21 protein-coding genes are annotated in these 20,406 nt (G+C 69.3%); 11 read left to right on the top strand and 10 right to left on the bottom strand.

Features of this window, described 5'->3' with window-relative positions; translation table 11 throughout:
• The 4 genes from J5V96_RS04290 to J5V96_RS04275 form a co-directional block, all read right to left on the bottom strand.
• Positions 1 to 996 (bottom strand): ABC transporter permease, encoded by a 996-nt coding sequence (locus J5V96_RS04290; RefSeq protein WP_208500760.1) that lies wholly within the window; start codon positions 994 to 996, stop codon positions 1 to 3.
• Positions 993 to 1,835 carry an ABC transporter ATP-binding protein gene (locus tag J5V96_RS04285; RefSeq protein WP_208500758.1) on the bottom strand — a complete coding sequence of 281 codons (843 nt, stop codon included), beginning with the start codon at positions 1,833 to 1,835 and terminating at the stop codon, positions 993 to 995. Before J5V96_RS04285 ends, J5V96_RS04290 begins: the two co-directional genes overlap by 4 nt.
• Positions 1,832 to 2,656: an ABC transporter ATP-binding protein gene (locus tag J5V96_RS04280; RefSeq protein WP_208500755.1), complete on the bottom strand. Its 825-nt coding sequence runs from the start codon at positions 2,654 to 2,656 to the stop codon at positions 1,832 to 1,834. The genes J5V96_RS04285 and J5V96_RS04280 overlap by 4 nt, the downstream gene beginning before the upstream one ends.
• 144 nt (positions 2,657 to 2,800) lie before the next feature.
• Positions 2,801 to 4,480 (bottom strand): ABC transporter substrate-binding protein, encoded by a 1,680-nt coding sequence (locus tag J5V96_RS04275; protein WP_208500753.1) that lies wholly within the window; start codon positions 4,478 to 4,480, stop codon positions 2,801 to 2,803.
• A gap of 149 nt (positions 4,481 to 4,629) precedes the next feature.
• On the opposite strand from J5V96_RS04275, the gene J5V96_RS04270 reads away from it, so the two are divergent.
• Entirely contained in the window at positions 4,630 to 5,256 is a 627-nt protein-coding gene (locus J5V96_RS04270; RefSeq protein WP_208500750.1) for a TetR/AcrR family transcriptional regulator, read from the top strand.
• A 108-nt stretch (positions 5,257 to 5,364) separates the two neighbouring features.
• Entirely contained in the window at positions 5,365 to 5,958 is a 594-nt protein-coding gene (locus tag J5V96_RS04265; protein WP_208500748.1) for a flavin reductase family protein, read from the top strand.
• A 98-nt stretch (positions 5,959 to 6,056) separates the two neighbouring features.
• On the opposite strand, the gene J5V96_RS04260 is transcribed toward J5V96_RS04265, so the two are convergent.
• Entirely contained in the window at positions 6,057 to 7,073 is a 1,017-nt protein-coding gene (locus tag J5V96_RS04260) for a polysaccharide pyruvyl transferase family protein (RefSeq protein ID WP_208500745.1), read from the bottom strand.
• A gap of 94 nt (positions 7,074 to 7,167) precedes the next feature.
• Positions 7,168 to 8,190: a LacI family DNA-binding transcriptional regulator gene (locus J5V96_RS04255; RefSeq protein ID WP_208500737.1), complete on the bottom strand. Its 1,023-nt coding sequence runs from the start codon at positions 8,188 to 8,190 to the stop codon at positions 7,168 to 7,170.
• 195 nt (positions 8,191 to 8,385) lie between these two features.
• Here J5V96_RS04255 and J5V96_RS04250 point away from each other — a divergent pair, with 195 nt between their 5' ends.
• The 5 genes from J5V96_RS04250 (at position 8,386) to J5V96_RS04230 (ending at position 15,653) form a co-directional block, all read left to right on the top strand.
• Positions 8,386 to 9,696, top strand: a complete 1,311-nt coding sequence (locus tag J5V96_RS04250) for an ABC transporter substrate-binding protein (RefSeq protein ID WP_208500735.1) — start codon at positions 8,386 to 8,388, stop codon at positions 9,694 to 9,696.
• 85 nt (positions 9,697 to 9,781) lie between these two features.
• Positions 9,782 to 10,735: a carbohydrate ABC transporter permease gene (locus tag J5V96_RS04245; RefSeq protein WP_307793517.1), complete on the top strand. Its 954-nt coding sequence runs from the start codon at positions 9,782 to 9,784 to the stop codon at positions 10,733 to 10,735.
• On the top strand, positions 10,728 to 11,552 hold the full coding sequence (locus J5V96_RS04240) for a carbohydrate ABC transporter permease (protein WP_307793516.1): 825 nt from the start codon (positions 10,728 to 10,730) through the stop codon (positions 11,550 to 11,552). Before J5V96_RS04245 ends, J5V96_RS04240 begins: the two co-directional genes overlap by 8 nt.
• On the top strand, positions 11,549 to 14,578 hold the full coding sequence (gene lacZ / locus J5V96_RS04235) for a beta-galactosidase, LacZ type (protein ID WP_208500733.1): 3,030 nt from the start codon (positions 11,549 to 11,551) through the stop codon (positions 14,576 to 14,578). Before J5V96_RS04240 ends, lacZ begins: the two co-directional genes overlap by 4 nt.
• 70 nt (positions 14,579 to 14,648) lie before the next feature.
• Positions 14,649 to 15,653, top strand: a complete 1,005-nt coding sequence (locus J5V96_RS04230; RefSeq protein WP_208500730.1) for a LacI family DNA-binding transcriptional regulator — start codon at positions 14,649 to 14,651, stop codon at positions 15,651 to 15,653.
• 139 nt (positions 15,654 to 15,792) lie between these two features.
• On the opposite strand, the gene J5V96_RS04225 is transcribed toward J5V96_RS04230, so the two are convergent.
• Complete coding sequence (locus J5V96_RS04225; protein WP_208500728.1) at positions 15,793 to 16,395, bottom strand: class I SAM-dependent methyltransferase; 603 nt, start codon at positions 16,393 to 16,395, stop codon at positions 15,793 to 15,795.
• A complete protein-coding gene (locus tag J5V96_RS04220; protein WP_208500726.1) occupies positions 16,392 to 16,640 on the bottom strand; it encodes a DUF4287 domain-containing protein in 249 nt (82 codons plus the stop codon). The genes J5V96_RS04225 and J5V96_RS04220 overlap by 4 nt, the downstream gene beginning before the upstream one ends.
• An 81-nt stretch (positions 16,641 to 16,721) precedes the next feature.
• Here J5V96_RS04220 and J5V96_RS04215 point away from each other — a divergent pair, with 81 nt between their 5' ends.
• Entirely contained in the window at positions 16,722 to 17,186 is a 465-nt protein-coding gene (locus J5V96_RS04215; RefSeq protein ID WP_208500724.1) for a GNAT family N-acetyltransferase, read from the top strand.
• A gap of 48 nt (positions 17,187 to 17,234) precedes the next feature.
• Here J5V96_RS04215 and J5V96_RS04210 read toward each other — a convergent pair whose 3' ends face one another.
• Positions 17,235 to 17,468 (bottom strand): YdeI/OmpD-associated family protein, encoded by a 234-nt coding sequence (locus tag J5V96_RS04210; RefSeq protein WP_236014516.1) that lies wholly within the window; start codon positions 17,466 to 17,468, stop codon positions 17,235 to 17,237.
• A gap of 361 nt (positions 17,469 to 17,829) precedes the next feature.
• Here J5V96_RS04210 and J5V96_RS04205 point away from each other — a divergent pair, with 361 nt between their 5' ends.
• From J5V96_RS04205 to J5V96_RS04195, 3 genes are all read left to right on the top strand, one after another.
• Positions 17,830 to 19,011, top strand: a complete 1,182-nt coding sequence (locus J5V96_RS04205; protein ID WP_236014545.1) for an MFS transporter — start codon at positions 17,830 to 17,832, stop codon at positions 19,009 to 19,011.
• An 86-nt stretch (positions 19,012 to 19,097) separates the two neighbouring features.
• The gene (locus J5V96_RS04200) at positions 19,098 to 19,343 is read left to right on the top strand and encodes a hypothetical protein (protein WP_208500718.1); all 246 of its coding nucleotides are present in this window, start codon (positions 19,098 to 19,100) and stop codon (positions 19,341 to 19,343) included.
• Entirely contained in the window at positions 19,340 to 19,762 is a 423-nt protein-coding gene (locus tag J5V96_RS04195) for a ParB family protein (protein ID WP_208500716.1), read from the top strand. Before J5V96_RS04200 ends, J5V96_RS04195 begins: the two co-directional genes overlap by 4 nt.
• A 485-nt stretch (positions 19,763 to 20,247) precedes the next feature.
• Here J5V96_RS04195 and J5V96_RS04190 read toward each other — a convergent pair whose 3' ends face one another.
• Positions 20,248 to 20,400, bottom strand: coding sequence for a YdeI/OmpD-associated family protein (locus J5V96_RS04190; protein ID WP_268927526.1), 153 nt, complete (start codon positions 20,398 to 20,400; stop codon positions 20,248 to 20,250).
• Between the last annotated feature and the right edge of the window lie 6 nt (positions 20,401 to 20,406).

The raw sequence follows: 20,406 nt of genomic DNA, 5'->3' as shown, positions 1-20,406 counted from the left end.
TCAGGCCTCCGACTGACGGGTGCGCGGGTCGAGGATCGCGTGGGCGACATCCGCGAGGATGTTCGCGCACAGCACGGCGAGGGTGATGATCAGGAACACGCCCTGCATCAGCGGGTAGTCCTTCGCGTTCGTCGCGTCGAGCAGCATCTTGCCGACGCCCGGATACGAGAACACGAGCTCCATGACGATCGTGCCGCTCACGATGAAGCCGATCGACAGGGCGAAGCTCGACAGCTGCGGCAGCACCGCGTTGCGGGCGGCGTATCGCCACAGCACGCGCCCCGAGGGCATGCCCTTCGCCTGCGCGACGGTGATGTAGTCCTCATCGAGCACGGTGAGCATCATGTTGCGCATGCCCAGGATCCATCCGCCGAGCGAGGCGATGAGGATCGTGATGAGCGGCAGCGCGCCGTGCGCGATGACCTGGCCGATGAAGTCGAGCGAGAACTCGGGAGCGGATCCCTTGTCGTACGCATGCGAGGCGGGGAACCATCCGAGCGTCGACGAGAACACGGCGATCGCGATGAGCCCGAGCCAGAAGTACGGCACGGTCGAGAAGAAGGTCGTGATCGGCACGATGACGTCGGCGCGGCTGCCACGGTGCCATCCGATGACGGCGCCCGTGATGGTGCCGAGGAGGAACGACAGCACGGTCGCCAGGCCCACGAGGCCGACCGTCCAGGGCAGCGCCGTGGCGATGACGTCGCCGACCGGAGCGAGGCCGTTCGAGAAGGATGCGCCGAGGTCGCCGCGCAGCAGCGATCCCCAGTAGTCGAGGTACTGCTGCCAGACCGTCTTGTCCTTGTCGAGCCCGAAGAGGGCGCGGATCGCGCCTTCCGCCTCGGGCGAGAGCTGCCCGCGGTACTTGGCCATGTAGGCCGACACCGGGTCGCCCTTCATCAGGCGCGGCACGATGAAGTTGATCGTGATCGCGGCCCAGAGCGTGAAGAGGTAGAAGACGGCGCGGTTGATGATGAAGCGGAACGGGATGTTCATGCTGCTCCTCCGTTCGCGATGCCCGTGCCGAGGGTGCCGGCATCGGGGATGCCCGGGGCCGAGGCGAAGTGCTTCTCGGGGTCGGGCGAGGCCGAGCGCAGCGCCTGCGTGTACTCGTGCTGGGGGTGGAGGATGACGTCGTCTGCCGTGCCCTGCTCCACGACCCTGCCGTGGTGGAGCACCATGATCTCGTCCGAGAAGTGGCGCGCCGTGGCGAGGTCGTGGGTGATGTACAGCACACCCAGCCCCTCGTCGCGCTGCAGCTCGGCGAGCAGGTTGAGCACGCCGACGCGGATCGAGACGTCGAGCATCGACACGGGCTCGTCGGCGACGAGCAGCTGGGGGCGCGAGGCGAGCGCGCGGGCGATGGCCACGCGCTGGCGCTGTCCGCCCGACAGCTCGTGCGGGCGGCGGTCGATCACGGCATCCGGATCGAGGCGCACCCGCTCCAGCAGGCGGCGCACCTCGGCGTCGGTCTGGTCCTTCGGCACCACGTTGTCGAGGCGGAGGGGCCGCTCGAGGTGATACCGGATCGAGTGGTACGGGTTCAGCGAGGCGAACGGATCCTGGAACACCATGCGCAGCTGCTGGCGATACGCACGCAGGCCCTTGCCGCGCGTGGGGATCGGCCTGCCGTCGAGCAGCACCTCACCCGAGGTGGGCGTCTCGAGCTGCGTGAGAATCTTCGCGATCGTCGACTTGCCGGATCCGGACTGCCCGACCAGCGCGATCGTCTGGCGCTCGCGCAGCGTGAAGCTGACGTCGTCGAGGGCCAGGATGGGCTGCGCCCCGCGCACGCGGTAGCGCTTGGAGACGTTGCGGAACTCGAGCGTGGTCATCGCACCAGCACCCCCTTCGCGCCGGTGAGGCGCGGGAACGAGCTGAGCAGCTTGCGGGTGTACTCGTGCTGCGGGCGCTCCCAGATGTCGCGGGAGGCCGCGAGCTCGACGATCTCGCCCTCGCGCATGATCGCGATGCGGTCGCTGATCTCCAGCAGCAGGGGCAGGTCGTGCGTGATGAAGATGACCGAGAAGCCGAATTCGTGGCGCAGCTCGGAGATCTGCTTCAGGATGTCGCGCTGCACGAGAACGTCGAGCGCGGTGGTCGGCTCGTCCATGACCATCAGCTGCGGGCGCAGGGCGAGGGCCATGGCGATCATGACGCGCTGGCGCATGCCGCCGGAGAGCTCGTGCGGGTACGAGCGGAAGCGCTCCTTGCCGACCCGGACGATCTCGAGCAGCTGCTCGCACTCGCGGCGGCGCTCGGCCTTCGACATCTGCGGGCGGTGCACGGCGAACACGTCGTCGAGCTGGGCGCCGATGGTCGCCACCGGGTTGAGCGCGTTCATCGCGCCCTGGAAGACCATCGAGATCTTGTCCCAGCGGAAGCGCTGCATCTCGCCGGCATCGAGCGCGTTGACGTCGATGTCGCCGGCCTTCGCGTCATGGAAGACGACGTCGCCGCCCGTGATGACGGCCGGGGCGCGCAGCAGGCGCTGCACGCCGTAGGCGAGCGTGGTCTTGCCGCATCCGCTCTCCCCGGCCAGGCCGAGGATCTCGCCGCGCTGCAGCTGGAGGGACACGTTCTTCACCGCCTTCACGGGCGGGGTCACGTCGTACTCGACCGAGAAGTCGCGCACGGTGAGCAGGGGGTCTGTCATCGGTTCGCTTTCGCACAGCACGGATCGGATCCGCGCACGTCGACGCGCGCGACCCGGAGGGGGAAGGGTGCCGCGCACGGGAGCGCGGCGGGTCTTCGCCCGGCCCGCCGGACGGATCCGACGGGCCGGGTGAAGGAGGGGGACTTACTCGGCGGGCTCGAGGTTCATCAGAACCTGGACCGCGGCGACCTGCAGCGGGTCGCCCGGCGCGTACGGGTCGTCGTCGCTCGGCCATCCCACGTAGTTGCGGGTGTTGAACTCGGCCAGGATCGGGTGCGTGCCGACCGGGATCACCGGGACGTCCTCGACGAAGATCTTCTGCACGCCCTCGATGGCGGCCGTGCGCTCCTCGTCGCTCGCCGAGTTGGCGTAGGTGCTCAGCAGCTCGGTCGCCTCGGGGTTGTCGTAGCGGCCGAAGTTGTAGTCGACCTCGTCGCCGGCGAGCAGCCAGCGGCCGTCCATGGTGTCAGAGTACAGGTCGTACGGCGTTGTGCCCGAGTCGGTCCAGTGCATGATTGCGTCGAAGTCGCCCGTGCGCTTCGCGTTCCACCACGTGTCGACATCCGGGGTGTCGACCTTGGCGTCGGCGCCGAGCGTCTTCTTGACCTGGTCGGCGATCAGGCTGATGCCGGTGACGTAGTCGTTCCAGCCCTGGGGCACCTGGAGCGTGAACTCGACGGGCTCGCCGTCGGGGTCGATGAGGGCCTCGCCCTCCCAGGTGTAGCCGGCGTCCTCGAGCACCTTCTTGGCGCCGTCGACGTCGATCGAGAACTCCTTGCCCTTGTACTCCGGGGCGATGTACTTCTCGCCGACCGGCGTGGGCAGACCCGTGATGCTGGTCAGCTGCGATCCGGCGTTCTCGCGCGCGATGGTGGTGTGCGCCTCGCGGTCGATGACCATGTTGACGGCCTTGCGGAAGGCCACGTCATCGAACGGCTTCTCCTGCGTGTTGAGGAACAGCACGTCGGGGGCCATGACGTTGGCCGGCCAGAAGATGTTGTGCTCGTCCTTCGAGAGGTACTGGCCCTCGATGTCCGAGATGAACGCCTGCGCCCAGTCGGCCTCGCCGCTGGCGAGAGCCGTGGTGAGGGCGGTGTTGTCGTTGTACGAGACGTAGTACAGCGTCGGCACGGCCGGCTCGCCGCCCCAGTAGTCGTCCCGGGCGGTCATCGTGACCGACTGCGAGCTGAACTTCTCGAGCACGTAGGGGCCCGTGCCCACCGGGTCGGGGTTGGTGAAGGTGGTCGGGTCCTCGACGTCCTTCCAGATGTGCTCGGGCACCATCTGGATGTTCAGCACCTGCGCCTGCTTGACGAACTTCGACTCGGCGAAGGTGAGCACGACGTCGTCGCCGTCCTTCTTGATGTCGGTCAGCTGGATGTTGCCGGTGTCGAAGGCCGGGGTGCTCTTGATGAGGTTGAACGTGAAGAGGATGTCGTCGGCGGTGAAGTCCTCGCCGTCGTTCCACTTCACGCCCGCTCGCGGCGTGACGGTGAGCTGGGTGTAGTCGTCGTTCCACGTGACCTTCTCGGCGAGCCACGGGGTGGTCTCGTTGTCGCCCGTGGGGTTGACGATCGCGAGCGGCTCGAAGACGACGTTCTTGTAGCCGAGCTTGTTGGCCGAGGAGTCTCCCGACCAGGGGTTGTTCGACTCGGTGGTGATCGCGCCGTCGGGCTTCGCGATCGTGAGCGCCGCGCCCGCCTCGGGCTTGCTGTCGCTCGGCTTGTCCGAGTCCGCGCCTGCGCCGCTACCGGCGCAGCCGGTGAGCGCCAGCGCGGTGACCAGGCCGAGGCCTGCGACGAAGTACAGGGGCTTGCGTGCCATCGCTTCTCCTTTGAAGGGACGAGAACTGCGTGATTGCAGGGGGGTGCTTCCGGTTCGTTCCGGGAGCGGTTCCATGAACTTACTTACTCGTGGGTAAGTTGTAAAGCGCGAATCCTCGAATAGGGTCGCGTCGAGAGGAGATCGTGATCATGGCGACCAAGCGCAAGAACGGGCCGCGGCCCGAGACGCTGCGCCGTCGCGCCGAGATCCTGCAGGCGGCCATGGAGGTGTTCGGCGCCAAGGGCTTCGCCAACGGCACGCTGCACGAGATCGCCGAGCAGGTCGACATGACCCATGCCGGCGTGCTGCACCACTTCGGCTCGAAGACGCAGCTGCTCGTCGAGGTGCTCAGCTACCGCGACCAGAGCGATGTGCAGGATCTCGCCGACAAGCACATCCCAGGAGGGATGGAGCTGTTCCGTCACCTCGTGCGCACTGCGTTCGCGAACGCCCGTCGCGCCGGGCTCGTGCAGGCCTACGCGGTGCTCTCAGGCGAGTCGGTGACCGACGACCACCCCGCGCGCTCCTACTTCCAGGATCGCTACCGCACCCTGCGCCACGAGGTGACGACCGCCTTCGCGCTCGCCTGCGAGGAGAAGGGCGTCACCCAGCCGGAGACGATCGCGGATGCCGCCGCCGCCATCCTCGCGGTGATGGACGGCCTCCAGATCCAGTGGCTGCTCGATCCGGATGCGGTCGACCTCGCCCGCTCGAGCGAGTTCGCCATCGAGGCGATCGTGTGCGCCGTGCTCGACCCGCACGATCCGGTGCTCTGACGCCCGACCGGCCTCGCGTGTGACGTCGCGTTTCGGCGCGTGACGCCCGGTTTCACTGTTTGTCGTCACACGGCCCGCACCCATCGGAGCGGGCGTAGCGTCGATGGCATGAGCGAGAACTTCGTGCAGCACCATGACATCGACCCCTACGACGCGGCCTATTCGCGCCACGTGGGCGAGATCGTCTCGGTGCAGCCCGAGCTCGACGCCGACGCGTTCAAGTCGCTCTTCCGCGGCCACCCGGGCGGCGTCGCCGTCATCACGGCGCAGGGCGAGAACGGCCCCGTCGCCCTCACCGCGACCTCCGTGGCCTCTGTCAGCGTCGATCCGGCGATCCTGATCTTCTCGATCTCGTCGATCTCGTCGTCGGCGCCCACCATCCTGGATGCCGACACGATCGTTGTGCACCTGCTCGACGCGGAGGATCTGGATCTGGCGAAGCTCGCCTCGACGAGCGGCATCGACCGCTTCGCCGACACCTCGATCTGGACGCGCCTCGCCACGGGCGAGCCGCTGTTCCCCGGGGTGCGCGCCTGGGCCCGCTGCGCGGTCGTCAGCCGCCTCGAGGCTGGAGGGTCGACCGTCATCGCCGCGCACGCGCTGCAGGGCCAGACCAACCGCGAGCCCGGCCTCGAGCCCGGCCCGCTCGTCTACCACAACCGCGCCTGGCACCGCCTCAGCGAGGCCTCCCTCATCGAGTGACGCCCGGCGGCGGGCGGCGGGCACTGGTGGTCGCGAATCGCCGCGGTACGCGCGCGTCTGACGGCGATTGCTGACCAGGAGCCGCCCCGGGGCGGAGCTCAGGCGTCGAGGAACGCGCGCAGCTCGCGCTCGAACGCGTCGAAGCGGTCGGCGAGCAGGTCGCCAGGGGTCGCCTCGGCATCGGGCATCGCGGCGAGCCGCTCGAGCTGCTCGCCCGTCACGCCGGTCGCATCCGGGTCGACGAGCAGGATGCGCTCGGGCGCCCGCTGCTGGAGCGTCTTCAGCGCCGCGTGGATCTTGCCGTAGCTGTTGTCGGCCGCGACGACGGGACGCCCCGCGAGCAGCCCGAAGATCGCCCCGTGCAGGCGGTCGGTCACCACGACCCGCGCCGCGTGCAGCGTGTCGATCAGGGCGTACAGGTGGTGCGCGGCATCGCCCAGGCTCGTGAGCGCGGCGGGCCGGATGATCGTGTCGGCTTCGAGAGCCTCGCGACCCGCGGCGAGCGCGCGCAGCCGGGCCATGGCCGATCCGGGTGCCTTCTCGGCGTCGTCGCGCTCGAGGAACGCGATCGCCTCGCTGTCGGGACGGAAGGCGAACGGGTAGGGGTGCTGGAGCACGATGTCCTCGGTGCGCACGAGGTGCACACCGTCGGCAGCGAGGTGCTCGCGCGCGATGTCGGCCGACCGCTCGTCGCGGGTGGCGAGCAGCAGGCGCGGGTGCGCGCGGTAGATGGCCGCGCTGCGCGCGAGGGCCTCCGGATCGGCGAAGCGGATCGACTGCGGGAACGACACGATGGCGTTGTGCGGGAAGGCCCGCACCACCGCCAGCCGGGCGGCCTCCTCGTGGGGCCAGAGATCGCCGAGGTTGCCGCCGCCGGGCAGCACGACCACGTCGTGGGGCCGGATCGAGGCGACGATGAGCCCCCACTGCGCCGCGAGGGTCTGGCGGTCGATCACGATCACGCGATACGGGAAGCGTGCGGCCAGGAACGACCGGGTCGCGAGGGTGATGGCGTGGTCGCCGAGGTTCGCCCAGCCGTGGGCGGCGAGGATCACCGCGACCGGGATCGCCGGATCCCGCGTGGTCAGCTCGTGCACCGGATCCGTCGCGCTCATGGCTCGAGCCTACGAGCCCCCGCGGCGCTCCCACCCCGGCAGGTGCCCCGATCCGCCCTCGAACGGCGGCGGTGAGCGCGCGATCGGGGCACGGTCAGGAGCGGGGCGGGGCCGTGGTCTCGCGCACGATCAGCTCGCAGGGCACGACCACGCGTTCGCGCGCGGGCGCCTCGCCCCCGGCGAGGCGGGCCAGCACCAGGCGCACGAGCTCGTGGCCGATGCGCTGGAACGGCTGGCGCACGGTCGTCAGCGGCGGCGACGAGTACTCGGCGAGGCCGATGTCGTCGAACCCGACCACCGACACGTCCTGCGGCACCCGCAGGCCGCGCTCGTGGAGGGCCCGGATCAGGCCGAACGCGGTCTCGTCGTTGGCGCAGAAGACCGCGGTCGCCTCGCCCTGCTCGGCGATCCGGCGGCCGAGCTCGTAGCCGGAGCGGGCCGACCAGTCGCCGGTCCAGGCGGTGGGCGGCGCGACGCCCGCCGCGAGCAGGGTCTGGCGCCAGGCGTCGGCACGGGCGAGCGCGGGCTCGGAGTCATCGGGGCCGGAGATGTGGTGGATCGCGCGGTGCCCGAGATCGAGAAGGTGCCGCACCGCGTCGGTCGTGCCCTCGATCTGATCGGCCACCACGGCGGTGTACTGCCCGACCAGACGCGAGTCGGAGACGACGACCGGCATGCCGCGCGGCAGGGTGAGCGAGTCGGGGGTCTCGTGCTCGGCACGGATCACGATGAGCCCGTCGACGGCCTGCTGGGTGAGCCGGCTGGCCGCGGCCTCCCAACCGCTCGGATCCTCGGTCGCCGTCACATCGACCACCGTGACGGTGTACCCCTCGGCGCGTGCGGCGTCGATCACGCCCGACATGGTCTGCGCCTCGCCCGTGCGCTCGAAGCGGTGGGCGAGCAGCCCGATCGTGCGGAATGCGCCGCTGCGCAGCGCGCGGGCGGCGTGGTTGGGCATGTAGCCGAGCCGGTCCATCGCCTCCACGACGCGGGCGCGGGTGTCGGCGCTCACGCGGGCCCCGCCGTTGGAGACGCGCGAGACGGTCTGGGCCGAGACGCCCGCCAGGCGGGCGACGTCGGCGATCGACGCGGCGCGACGACTCGGCGGAAGGGGCATGAGCGGATGCTATCGCCTCGCGCCCGCGGCCCGCCCCGCGGATGTTCACGTTGCCATCCTCGGCGTCTCGTGACATGACTGTGACGGGAAACTCTTTGACAAGCGCCGGAACGTGCGGCATGTTTACGTCAACACACAGTGCACGCAGACGGCAGAGCAGCCGTCCGTGTCGCAACGAGGCGAAGGAGTTCTGTGATGACGATCCGTGGCAAGCGGTGGATGGCGGTGGCCGTGGTGGCGCCGATCGCGCTCGCGCTTTCGGCCTGCGGCGGCGGCGGTGGCGGCGGCGGCGAGGCCGGTCAGGGCGGCGAGGGCGACGGCAAGCTGACCGTCTGGGCATGGGATCCGGCCTTCAACATCTACGCGATGGAAGAGGCCGCGAAGATCTACCAGGCCGACCACCCCGACTTCGAGATCGACGTCGTCGAGACCTCGTGGGACGACCTGCAGACCAAGCTGACGACCATCGCCCAGGCGCAGCAGACCGACGAGCTGCCCGACATCTTCCTGATGCAGAACAACGCGTTCCAGAAGAACGTCATCAACTACCCGGATCTGTTCAGCGACCTCGGCGACTCCGACGTCGACTTCTCGGAGTTCCCCGAGGCGGTCGTGGAGTACTCCACCGTCGACGACCTGAACTACGGCGTGCCGTTCGACAACGGCACCGCGGTCACGGCTCTGCGCACCGACGTGCTCGAGCAGGCCGGCTACACGATCGACGACTTCACCGGGATCACGTGGGACGACTTCCTCACCAAGGGCAAGGACGTGCTGGCCAAGACCGGCAAGCCGCTGCTCTCGGGCCAGGCGGGCTCGGCCGACCTCATCATGATGATGCTGCAGAGCGCCGGCGCGAGCCTGTTCGACGACGAGGGCAACCCCACGATCGTCGACAACGAGGCGCTCGAGAAGAGCATCGAGGTCTACAAGGAGCTCGTGACGTCGGGCGTCTTCGTCGAGGTCAACTCCTGGGACGAGTACATCGCGTCCTTCGTGAACGAGGACGTCGCCGGCACGATCAACGGCGTGTGGATCCTCGGCTCGATCCAGACCGCGGCGGACCAGTCGGGCAAGTGGGACATCACCGACCTGCCGAAGCTCGACGGCGTGGACGGCGCGACCAACTTCTCCGCCAACGGCGGATCGTCGTGGGCGATCACCGCGAACGCCGACTACGACCTGGCCGCCGACTTCCTGAACGAGACGTTCGCCGGATCCACCGAGCTGTACGACACGATCCTGCCGAAGTCGGGCGCCCTGGCGAACTGGAGCCCCGCGGGCGAGAGCGACGTGTACGCCGAGCCGCACGAGTTCTTCAGCGGTCAGCCCGTCTTCCAGGAGGTGCTGGAGTTCGGCAAGGAGGTGCCCGCCAACAACACGGGCGTCTACTACTACGAGGGACGCGACTCGGTCAGCGCGGCCCTGACGAAGATCATCAACGGCACGGACACGGCCGCCGCCCTCGACGAGGCGCAGAAGGCCGTCGAGTTCTCGATGCAGTGACCGCGCAGGGGCGCCGGCCAGCGCGCCGGCGCCCCTCGCGTCCGCTCCCCTGCTCCCTCCCATCCGCACCGAAGGTGGACCGACCGTGACCCTCACCGCCGCCATCGTGGCGCCGCCGCGCGGCACGAAGAACAAGAAGACCGAGCCCTGGCGCTCGCGCAGCGCGAGCGCCAAGCGCCGCAGCCTCACCGGCTGGACGTTCCTGCTGCCGGCCGCGCTGCTGATCATCTGGCTGAACTTCTGGCCGATGCTGCAGGCGCTCATCCTGTCGCTGCAGACGGGCCGCGGCACGCGCCTGCAGTTCGCCGATCCGCTCTGGTCGAACTACGCGCGACTGTTCGAGGACGACATCTTCCGGCTCACGCTGATGACGACCGGGATCTACCTCGTCGTCCAGGTGCCGATCATGCTGATCCTCGCCCTCGTGCTGGCGAACCTGCTCAACTCCCCCACCCTGCGCGCCAAGGGCTTCTGGCGCACAGCGATCTTCCTCCCCTGCGCCATCGGCCTCGTGTCGTACTCGCTCGTGTTCCGCACGCTGTTCGCCAACGACGGTCCGGTCAACGACCTCCTGCAGGGCCTCGGGCTCATCGCCGATCCGATCAACTGGCTGGGCCAGCCCGAGACCGCGCGTCTGGTGATCATCATCGGCCTGCTGTGGCGCTGGACCGGCTACAACATGGTGTTCCTGCTCGCGGCGCTGCAGAACGTCGACCGGTCGACCATCGAGGCCGCGCGCATCGACGGCGCGAACGCGTGGCAGACCTTCTGGCGCGTGACGGTGCCGCAGCTGAAGCCGATGATCCTGCTCTGCGCGATCATGTCGACCAACGGCACGCTGCAGTTGTTCGACGAGTCGTGGGCGCTCACGCAGGGCGGCCCGGCCTACTCGTCCATGTCGATGGCGCACTACCTGTTCGAGCTGTCGTTCCACAAGAACCCGAACTTCGGCTACGCCGCCGCGGTGTCGTACGCGATCCTGCTGCTGGTCGCCATCCTCGCCGCCATCCAGATGAAGATCGGGGACAAGCGTGACTAGTCTCACTCCCGCGAAGGTGATGCGGGGCCTGCCCGGCTATCTCTTCCTCAGCGTCGCGGCGATCCTGTCGCTGTTCCCCCTGTACTTCATGGTCGTCTCGGCGACCAACACCAGCAAGGATGTGCTCGATTCGCGTCTGCTGCCGGGCGGCAACCTGTTCGCGAACCTCGCGGTGCTGCTCGACCTGCAGGACCTCGGCGGCGCGATGTGGAACTCCACGCTCATCGCCGTGACCACCACCGTCGCCGCCCTGCTCATCTGCTCGATCGCGGGCTACGGCTTCGAGGTCTATCACTCGCGCAGCAAGGACCGCCTGATGGGCATCCTGCTGCTGGCGATGATGATCCCGTTCGCGGCGACGATGATCCCGCTGTTCCAGCTGTTCGCGAGCCTCGACCTGCTGTCCACGGTGATCGCGGTCGTGCTGCCGACCGTGGCGACGCCGTTCCTGATCCTGCTGTTCCGCCAGGCGTCGCGCTCGTTCCCGGGCGAGATCATCGAGGCCGGGCGCCTCGACGGGCTGAGCGAGGTCGCCATCTTCGCGCGCCTCTACGTGCCCACGATGCGTCCGACGTACGCCGCGGCCGCCGTCATCACGTTCATGGCCTCGTGGAACAACTTCCTCTGGCCCAAGGTCGTGCTCGTGAACAACGAGGCGCAGACCATGCCCATGCTCATCGCCAACCTCACCGCGGGGTACGTGACCGACTACGGCGTGCTGATGCTCGCCGTGCTCATCGCCTCGCTGCCCACCGTCATCGTCTTCTTCGTGCTGCAGCGCAGCTTCGCCGAGGGCATCACCGGAGCCATCAAGTGACTTTCGACATCACCCGCATCGCCGACCCCCTGTTCGTCTCCGAGAACCGCCTCGCGGCGCACTCCGACCACCGCTGGCACCAGCGCACGGAGGGCGACAGCGAGCAGCTGCTCAGCGGCACGTGGCGCTTCCACTACGCCGAGCATCCGTCGACGGCGCCCGACGGGTTCGCCGACACCGCCTACGACGTGTCGGCGTGGGACGAGATCGCCGTGCCGGGGCACATCCAGCTGCAGGGCTACGGCCGACCGCAGTACACCAACGTGCAGTACCCCTGGGACGGCCTCGAGGACATCGTGCCCGGCCAGGCGCCCGCGTTCTCGAACCCCGTCGGGACCTACGTGCGCACCTACACGCTCGACCGCCCGCTCGAAGAGGGCGAGCGCCTGAGCGTCGCGTTCCTCGGCGCCGAGTCGGCCGTCGCGGTGTGGCACAACGGGGTCTACGTCGGCTACGCGACCGACTCGTTCACCCCCTCCGAGTTCGACCTGACCGGCACGGTCGTGGAGGGCGAGAACCGCCTCGCGGCGCAGGTGTTCAAGGTCACGGCGGGCACCTGGCTCGAGGACCAGGACTTCTACCGCTTCTCGGGCCTGTTCCGCGATGTCGTGCTGCGCCGCCGCCCGCGTGTGCACGTCGAGGACGTGCAGATCACCACCGACGTCGCCGCCGACCTCGGCACCGCGACGATCCGCGCGCAGGTCGCACTGGACGGATCCGGATCGGTGAGCGCAACGCTGTCGGGGCACGGATCCGTCCCGCTCCCGCTGACGGAGGCGGGCGACGGCACGCTGTCGGTCGAGATCGAGGCGCCGAGGCTGTGGAGCGCCGAGGATCCGCACCTGCACGAGCTCGCGGTCGAGGTGCGCGACGAGGCGGGCGAGGTGACCGAGCGCTTCACGGTGCCCGTGGGCGTTCGGCGCTTCGGGATCGAGGACGGCCTGCTCAAGATCAACGGCGAGCGCGTGGTGCTGCTCGGTGTGAACCGCCACGAGTTCGGCGTGAACGGGCGTGTCGTCACCCGCGAGGAGACCGAGGCCGACCTGCGCCTGCTCAAGGCCGCCGGCGTCAACGCCCTGCGCACGAGCCACTACCCGAACAACTCGTACTTCTACGAGCTGGCCGACCGGTACGGCTTCTACGTCATCGACGAGATGAACCTCGAGACGCACGCCATGTGGGACGCGGTCGTGCGCGGCCGCATCGGCCTCGAGGAGGCCCTGCCGGGCGATCGCCCCGACTGGCTGCCCGCTCTGCTCGATCGCGCGGCGAGCATGGTGGCCCGTGACCGCAACCACGCCAGCGTGGTGATGTGGTCGTGCGGCAACGAGTCGTTCGGCGGCAGCGACATCCTGGCCGTGGCCGACTGGTTCCGCTCGGTCGACACCCGCCCGGTGCACTACGAGGGCGTGCACTGGGATCCGCGGCATCCGGAGACCACCGACGTCGTCAGCCGCATGTACGCGCCGGTCACCGAGATCGAGGAGTTCCTCGCCACCCACCGCGACAAGCCGTACCTCCTCTGCGAGTACGCGCACGCGATGGGCAACTCGTTCGGCGCGGTCGAGAAGTACATCGACCTGGCCTACCGCGAGCCGCTCTTCCAGGGCGCTTTCGTGTGGGACTTCGCCGACCAGGGCATCCTGATGACCACGCCCGAGGGCGAGTCGTACGTGGGCTACGGCGGAGATGCCGGCGAGCGGCCCCACGACGGCGAGTTCTGCGGCAACGGCCTGGTCTTCCTCGACCGCACGCCCTCGCCCAAGCTGCTCGAGATGGCTCAGCTCTATCAGCCGCTGCACATCACGGTGGATCGCGACGGCGTCGCGGTGCACAACCGCCACCTGTTCACGTCGACCGGAGGCTACGCCGCGACCGTGACGCTCGCCCGCGAGGGCGTGGTGCTCGCCTCGGCGCCGTTCACGCTCGAGGTGGCGCCGGGGTCCTCGGCCTCCGCGCCGCTGCCCGTGGAGATCCCGGATGAGCCGGGCGAGTACACGGTCGATGTCGCGTTCGCACTCGTCGCGGCCACCGACTGGGCTCCCGCCGGACACGTCGTCGCGTCGGCACAGGGCGTCTTCGTGGTCGAGGGCACGGAGCCCGCGGCCACGGCGCCCGGGGCGCAGGCGCCTCAGCTCATCGACGGCATCCACAACGTCGGCGTGCGCGGCGAGGGCTTCACCGTGCTGTTCTCGAAGCTGCACGGCGGGCTGGTCTCGTACCGCGCCGGCCACGGCGACGCCGCGCGCGAGCTGCTGCACTCGATCCCGAAGCCGAGCTTCTGGCACGCCCCCACCTCGAACGAGCGGGGCTGGGGCATGCCCGCGCGCGACGGGCAGTGGCTGCTCGCGAGCCGCTACGCCTCGCTCGCCACGACGGATCCGGAGTCGGGGGCGCAGAACCCCGCCACGACGGTGGTGGGCGACGCGGTGGAGGTGGCATTCCGCTACACCCTGCCCACCACGCCCGCCAGCGAGAGCACCGTCGTCTACCGCGTCTCGGGCGACGGGCGCATCGACGTGCGGCTCACGGCGCGACCGGGTGAAGGGCTGCCCGACATGCCGGAGTTCGGCCTCCTCATCGAGACCGACGCGGCCTTCGGGCACCTGCGCTGGTATGGCGAGGGCCCGCACGAGAGCTACGTCGACCGCCGCGCGTCGGCCCGCCTAGGCGTCTGGGAGTCGGAGGTGGCAGAGCTCCTCACGCCCTACCTGCGCCCGCAGGAGTCGGGCAGCCGCACCGGGGTGCGCTGGGCCGAGGTGACGGATGAGGCCGGCGTCGGTCTGCGTGTGGAGTGCGCTGCCGGCATGGAGTTCTCGGCGCTGCCCTGGACCCCGTTCGAGATCGAGAACGCGGCGCATCCGGTCGACCTCCCCCCGATCCGCAAGACCGTGCTGCGTCCGGCGCTGATGCGCCGCGGCGTCGGCGGCGACGACTCGTGGGGGGCGCGCACCCATCCGGAGCACCTGCTGCCCACCGGCGAACTGGAGTTCGCCTTCACGCTGCGGACGGTGACGCCGGCCTGACACGGGGATCCTTCGATCGGGACTTGCGCGTGGGAGCGCTCCCACTCATAGTTTGTGATCGGAGCCGATGATGACCAGACCTGCACAGCACACCCGCCCCACGATCGACGATGTCGCCCGCCTCGCGGGCGTCTCGCGGGCGACGACCTCGCGCGCCCTCAACGGGCAGCCCGGCGCGTCCGCCGCCGCCCGCGAGCGGGTGGCGCACGCCGTCGCGCAGCTCGGCTACCGCGCGGATGCCGCCGCACGCGAGCTCGCCTCGGGGCGCCGCCGCACGATCGACCTCGTGGTCTACACCTGCGAGGACGACATCGCCTGGCTCGGCGCCGACCCCTATTACGGGCGGATCATGGCGGGGCTGCTGCCCGCGCTCGACCGCGAGGGGCTGCCGCTGCACATCCGCCGCGTGGATCCGGCGGACGCACCGGCGCAGATCGACGCCATCGCGCGCCAGGTGACGGCGGGTGCCGTGCTCGTGAGCGTGCCCGCCGAGCTCGCCACGCGGTTCGTGCGCCGCACTCGCGGGCCCGTGGTGACGCTGACTCCCGCCGGGGTCGTCGCCCCCACCGTCTCGGCCGACAACCGCGGCGGGGCGCGGGCGGCGATCGCGCACCTGCACGCGCTCGGCCGCCGACGCATCGCGGCCGTGCACGGTCCCGAGTCGAACGCCTGCGCCGCCGCCAGGCGCCTCGGCCACCACGACGCGGCGGCCGAGTTGGGCATCGAGATCGTCGAGGCCGAGGGCTTCTTCGACCGCGAGGGCGGCTACCGCGCCACGACCGCGCTCCTCGAGGCGCATCCCGACCTCGACGCGCTCTTCGTGGCGCAGGATCTGATGGGCGCGGGAGCCCTCCAGGCACTCACGGATCGCGGACGCCGGGTTCCCCAGGACGTGGCGCTCATCGGCTTCGACGACTCCATCGCCGCATCGGTTGCGAACCCGCCGCTCACGACCATCCGGCAACCCGTCGAGGAGATGGCCGCGACCGCGATCGACGCCCTGCTCTCGGGCAGCGCGCTGCCGGGCTGGACCGCCTCCTTCACCTGCGATCTGGTGCAGCGCGCGAGCGCCTGACGTGTGGGGTGGGGGCGAGGTTGGCGTGGGTTGCTGCCCTCCTTGCTCTCGCTCTCGCTCTCGCTGAAAACACGTGTTCTGAGCGAGAACATGCCGGATCTGCGCGGATAAGGCGTGGCCTCGCTGAGAGGACGTGTTTTCAGCGGCAGGGGGTGGGGAGGCGGGCGCTGATCACCGCGGTCGGGCGGGCGCCCGGATCCTGCCGTCGCCGCGTGTGCGTGACCTCGAAGCCCGCGCGCTGGAGCGCGGCGGCGAGCTGCGCGGGAGGCCAGAACCACGCGCTCGTCACCGCGTGCGGAAAGGGCTCGAGCTCGGGGCCCTCGAAGAACCCCAGCACCAGCCCGCCGCCGGGGCGCAGCACACGTCGGATCTCCGACAGCGCCGTCGGCACCTCGCCGGGCGACAGGTGGATGAACGAGAACCACGCGAGCACTCCCGCGAGGCTCGCGTCGGGCACGTCGAGGCGGCGCGCGTCGCCGAGACGGAAGTCGATCTCCGGATGCCGCGAGCGCGCGATCCGGATGAACTCGGGCGTGAGGTCGATGCCGCTCACCTCGACGCCCCGGCCGTGCAGGAACGCGCTCCAGTGACCGGGGCCGCAGCCGAGGTCGAGCACCGGTCCGTCGAGCGCGGCGGCCCACGCGGCGACGAGCGCGCGGTCATCCGGATGCGCCGCCGCGATGTCGCCGAAGAGCTCGGTGTACTCGCCGGAGCGCCTGCCATAGGCCTCGGCGACCGTCACTTCGCGAGCATGGCCTTGGCGTAGGCGACGATCGCGTTGGCGTGACCGTGGCCGAGGCCGTGCTCGCCCTTCAGCCACTCGACCACCTTCATGTGCGGCTCGGCATCGAGGCGGTCGGCGGCCAGGTCGAGCCAGTGCTGCATCGGCTTGCCGTAGGTCTTCTCGATGTTCGGGAAGTACGACGCCGGACCCTTGGGCTTCTCGCCCTCGGCGATCACGGGCGCGGGGACTCGGTGCTCTGCCATGCCCGTCACGCTAGCGCGCCCCCGGGCGTCGGTTCGAGGTCCGCTCCGCATCGGGCGCGGGGGATCCGGCAGACTCGCGGCATGGAGATCGAACGCGCTGACGACACCGATGTGCCCGAGCTGGCGCGGATGCTCCGGCTGATGCACCACCGCGTCTCGACCCCCGACGCCGCCGACCCCGCCCCCGACGAGCTCGAGCCTTTCGCGGCTGACCTCCGCGAGTGGTGGCACGGCCCTGGCGCTGGGCACGCGGCGTTCGTCGCGCGGGTGGACGGCGCGGTGGTCGGGGCCGCGTGGGTCGCGCTCCTCCCCCGCGTGCCGCGTCCCGGCACTCTCACCCGGGTGTCCGGTGACATCCAGTCGGTCTTCGTCCACCCCGCGCACCGCGGTCGCCGCATCGCCTCGGGCCTCGTGCGGGCCGCGCTCGACCACGCGCAGCGCCACGGTGCCGCGCGCGCCACCGTGCACGCCACCTCCCGCGCCATCCCGGTCTACGAACGGCTCGGTTTCGCGACGTCTCCGGCGCTGACGCAGCGCGAGGGCTGACCGGATCCGGATCCTTCCGAGCGCCCGTCCGCGACGGAACGCACCGGATCAGCGCAGGGTGTCGAGCACCTTCTCGATGCGGCGGTGGCGTGTGGCCTCCTGCTTCGCGTCGGCGACCGAGCGGGCGGCCTCCTTGCGGAGCGTGAAGGACAGCGCGTCGAAGGCTGCCCTCAGGCCCGCGCCGTCGAGGGCCTCAGCCAGCTCCGCGGGCACGTCGACTGTGCAGGCGGCAACGGCGCCGTAGGTCTTCTCATCGATGCCCGAGACTCTAGCCAGCACCATGCACGGGCGTCGGCGTCGGCGCCGCGGCACCGAGCCACGACCACATCGCCACTTGCAGTCCATGCGCCGGCACGGTCAGCGCCGAGTCCAGCTCTGCAACTCCATCTATCCCGTTACCGAAGGTCGGTGCCGCCCCCGAGCGCGACAGCTCGCGGGCTAACGTACGGAGGATGGTGCAGCGGGCGCATAAGGTCGCCTTAATCCCACGGGCCGGCTGGCGACGTGCCGGGCGGGCCCAATTGGTACTAATTCCATCAACAATTGGTGGCTTCAAGCCGACGAGTTAAGGCGTTCAGGTGGGGCGCTGCGAATGCGGCGCCCGACCACTCGTCCCCATCGGCCCGGAGGACCGACCGTGAAAATGAAGACCTACTTCGGAGTGAGTGCTCTCGCGACCTTCGCGCGCGTGCTACCTCAGGCGGTACTGACGCCCATCCTTCTCGCCAAGGACCTTCAGTACGACAGCATCATCTGGACCCAGATCGTCTACATGGTCACCCTCACGCTCGCAGAGTTCCCCTCGGGCACTCTGGCGGACAGATTCTCCAGGAAGAAGCTCTACGTCCTGTCCATCCTGGTGTTCGGCTGTGCCTATGGGGTCGTCTGGTTTGGCGAGGGCCTCATCATCATGTGCGTCGCGTGGGCGATCTACGCGCTGGGAACCGCCCTCAACAGCTCGACCATGGATATCCACTTCGCGACCATCCTTCGTGATGATGAACGGTCCTTCAAGCGTTTCTTCGCACTCGACCACAACGTGGTCCTTGCTGCGACGATTGTCAGCGCAGTCGCTACGACGACTCTCTACCCTCTCTTTGGTGCCGGGCTGTACGCACTCTCGATCGGCTGTTTCATGATCGCGGCAGTATACGGGGCTCTGGCGCTCCCGAAGACCCCGATCGTGCGGGATACCGATGATGACGATCCGCCGAAGGTGATTGAATCACTGCGCCGTGATCCATGGCTCATCTTCGTCATACTCCTATTCGCGCTCACCCAGCTCGCGTTCACCCCGTTCTTCCAGATGTGGCAGATGGTGTTCCTCGATGCCGACCTCGATGCCGGCTGGTTCGGTCCCATCTTTATCGCCTTCCAGCTCATCAACATCGGGGCGAACGCGATCTGGGCGCGCCTCGCACATCGTCAGCGGTTCAGCTTCGCACTACTGGCGGCGATCTTGGCTATCGGGGTCGGGGTTCTCGTCTCGGATGGGATCTGGACAGTCCTTCTTGTCGTGATCATTCCCTTCCCGCTCTTCCTCTACGCCAACAGCCTGGCTTTCTCCCTACAATCCCGTGCGCCGGCAGCACTCATGTCTTCCATGAACGCCCTCATGGGCACTGCGAGCACTGTTGGAGCACTGGCAACGCTCGTCCTCTGCCTCGTCGGTCTCCAGATCACCACGCCGGGTGTGTTTCTCAGCAGCAGCCTTATTGTCTTTGCGGTCGTCTCCGCCGGGCTACTGGCTATAGCGATCGCGCAACGATTGACCGCCGCATCTGATTCCAACGCCCTGCACCCTGTCTCGGAAGCCGCGAACTAGCACTCATGCCTCAGCCAAGTAGCCCTTCGATAACCGGGCCCCGACCAGCGCCACGGCATGGCTCAGCTTCTCGACATCCTCGAAACGTGCGCGAGTACCGCAACCCGGCCCTGAGCATCGCCGGCATCGTCGTCGACAAGCACGAGGAGCAGACCGTGAGCGGACGCGAACGCGTCGCCGAGCTGCGGGAAGCGGTTTACTGCCGAGGCATCCAGGTTCTTGCGCTGCCCGCACCTAAGCGCGTCGTCATTTCCTACGCCGTCGAGACCACCCGCGCTCTTGGGGCCTTCTACGCCGCCCACCTGGCCGCCATAGAAGGAGTATCCGCATGAGCCGCCCCGCGCCTCGCCGATCCAGCCTCGCCGGATCCAGCCCCGTCACGCCGCCGCAGGCGAAGCAGGCGTCGACGCAGCCGGTCGACGACGAGCCGGTTGATGCAGCTCCTGTGGTCGAGCCGGTCGCAGCGCCGACCTCGCGGCCGCGCAGCTCGTCGACGTCGACCACGAAGGCCGGCACTAAGAAGGCGTACCCGCCCAAGGTGTCGTTCTACCAGGACCGGGAGGACACCGACCGCGTGCGCGGCGCGATCCTGCACACGATGGCCACCGAGGGCTATCGCGGCCTGTCGCAGTTCATCCACCTGGCCGTCATGGAGAAGGTGGAACAGCTCGAAAAGAAGTACAACGGCGGCAAGCCGTTCCCGGCCGTCTCGGCCCGGGAGCTGCCCCAGGGCCGTCCAATGGGGGAGTGATGGATATCCACGTAAGCCGTTACGACTCGCCGCAGGCGCGGGCGCTCGTCCAGGAGTACGCCGCGGAGCACATACAGGGCTACGGCAACCCGGGTTTGTCGCGGTCGAGGACGCTCGTCGCACCGTCGAGCTACCTCCAGGCGCGCAGCGACGGGGAGCCCGAACGTCTCGCCGCCACCGTCCCCGGCCTCGTCACTACGGGGCGGCCGGGGATGGCACTGACGGCGCTCCACAGAGCGTCCGCGAACCACGCGAGTCCGACGAAAACGACCTCGCAGACGCCATCGAGAGGCAGGCCGCGGCGCTGCTGGCCACGCTCCCCCGCAAGAGAGCATCGACGCATCGCGATTCTCGTCGACGACAGTCAAGCTCACCGCGCGAGAGCTCGAGATCGCCCAGTCGTGACGTCTCCGGCGCTGATGCAGCTCGAGGGCTGACCGGATCCGGATCCTTCCGAGCGCCCGTCCGCGACGGAACGCACCGGATCAGCGCAGGTTGTCGAGCACCTTCTCGATGCGGCGGTGGCGTGTGGCCTCCTGCTTCGCGTCGGCGACCGAGCGGGCGGCCTCCTTGCGGAGCGTGAAGGACAGCGCGTCGAAGGCTGCCCTCAGGCCCGCGCCGTCGAGGGCCTCAGCCAGCTCCGC

It is taken from the genome of Microbacterium stercoris (assembly GCF_017592545.1).
In the GTDB taxonomy this organism is placed as follows: domain Bacteria; phylum Actinomycetota; class Actinomycetes; order Actinomycetales; family Microbacteriaceae; genus Microbacterium; species Microbacterium stercoris.
Note: the sequence above shows the minus strand (reverse complement) of the source record. Positions and strands in the feature narration are given on the sequence as shown.

Excerpts from the sequence above, each read along its gene's own strand:
- J5V96_RS04290 (WP_208500760.1), bottom strand. The coding sequence starts at position 996 with ATGAACATCCCGTTCCGCTTCATCATCAACCGCGCCGTCTTCTACCTC.
- J5V96_RS04285 (WP_208500758.1), bottom strand. The coding sequence starts at position 1,835 with ATGACCACGCTCGAGTTCCGCAACGTCTCCAAGCGCTACCGCGTGCGC.
- J5V96_RS04280 (WP_208500755.1), bottom strand. The coding sequence starts at position 2,656 with ATGACAGACCCCCTGCTCACCGTGCGCGACTTCTCGGTCGAGTACGAC.
- J5V96_RS04275 (WP_208500753.1), bottom strand. The coding sequence starts at position 4,480 with ATGGCACGCAAGCCCCTGTACTTCGTCGCAGGCCTCGGCCTGGTCACC.
- J5V96_RS04270 (WP_208500750.1), top strand. The coding sequence starts at position 4,630 with ATGGCGACCAAGCGCAAGAACGGGCCGCGGCCCGAGACGCTGCGCCGT.
- J5V96_RS04265 (WP_208500748.1), top strand. The coding sequence starts at position 5,365 with ATGAGCGAGAACTTCGTGCAGCACCATGACATCGACCCCTACGACGCG.
- J5V96_RS04260 (WP_208500745.1), bottom strand. The coding sequence starts at position 7,073 with ATGAGCGCGACGGATCCGGTGCACGAGCTGACCACGCGGGATCCGGCG.
- J5V96_RS04255 (WP_208500737.1), bottom strand. The coding sequence starts at position 8,190 with ATGCCCCTTCCGCCGAGTCGTCGCGCCGCGTCGATCGCCGACGTCGCC.
- J5V96_RS04250 (WP_208500735.1), top strand. The coding sequence starts at position 8,386 with ATGACGATCCGTGGCAAGCGGTGGATGGCGGTGGCCGTGGTGGCGCCG.
- J5V96_RS04230 (WP_208500730.1), top strand. The coding sequence starts at position 14,649 with ATGACCAGACCTGCACAGCACACCCGCCCCACGATCGACGATGTCGCC.
- J5V96_RS04220 (WP_208500726.1), bottom strand. The coding sequence starts at position 16,640 with ATGGCAGAGCACCGAGTCCCCGCGCCCGTGATCGCCGAGGGCGAGAAG.
- J5V96_RS04215 (WP_208500724.1), top strand. The coding sequence starts at position 16,722 with ATGGAGATCGAACGCGCTGACGACACCGATGTGCCCGAGCTGGCGCGG.
- J5V96_RS04210 (WP_236014516.1), bottom strand. The coding sequence starts at position 17,468 with ATGGTGCTGGCTAGAGTCTCGGGCATCGATGAGAAGACCTACGGCGCC.
- J5V96_RS04205 (WP_236014545.1), top strand. The coding sequence starts at position 17,830 with ATGAAGACCTACTTCGGAGTGAGTGCTCTCGCGACCTTCGCGCGCGTG.
- J5V96_RS04195 (WP_208500716.1), top strand. The coding sequence starts at position 19,340 with ATGAGCCGCCCCGCGCCTCGCCGATCCAGCCTCGCCGGATCCAGCCCC.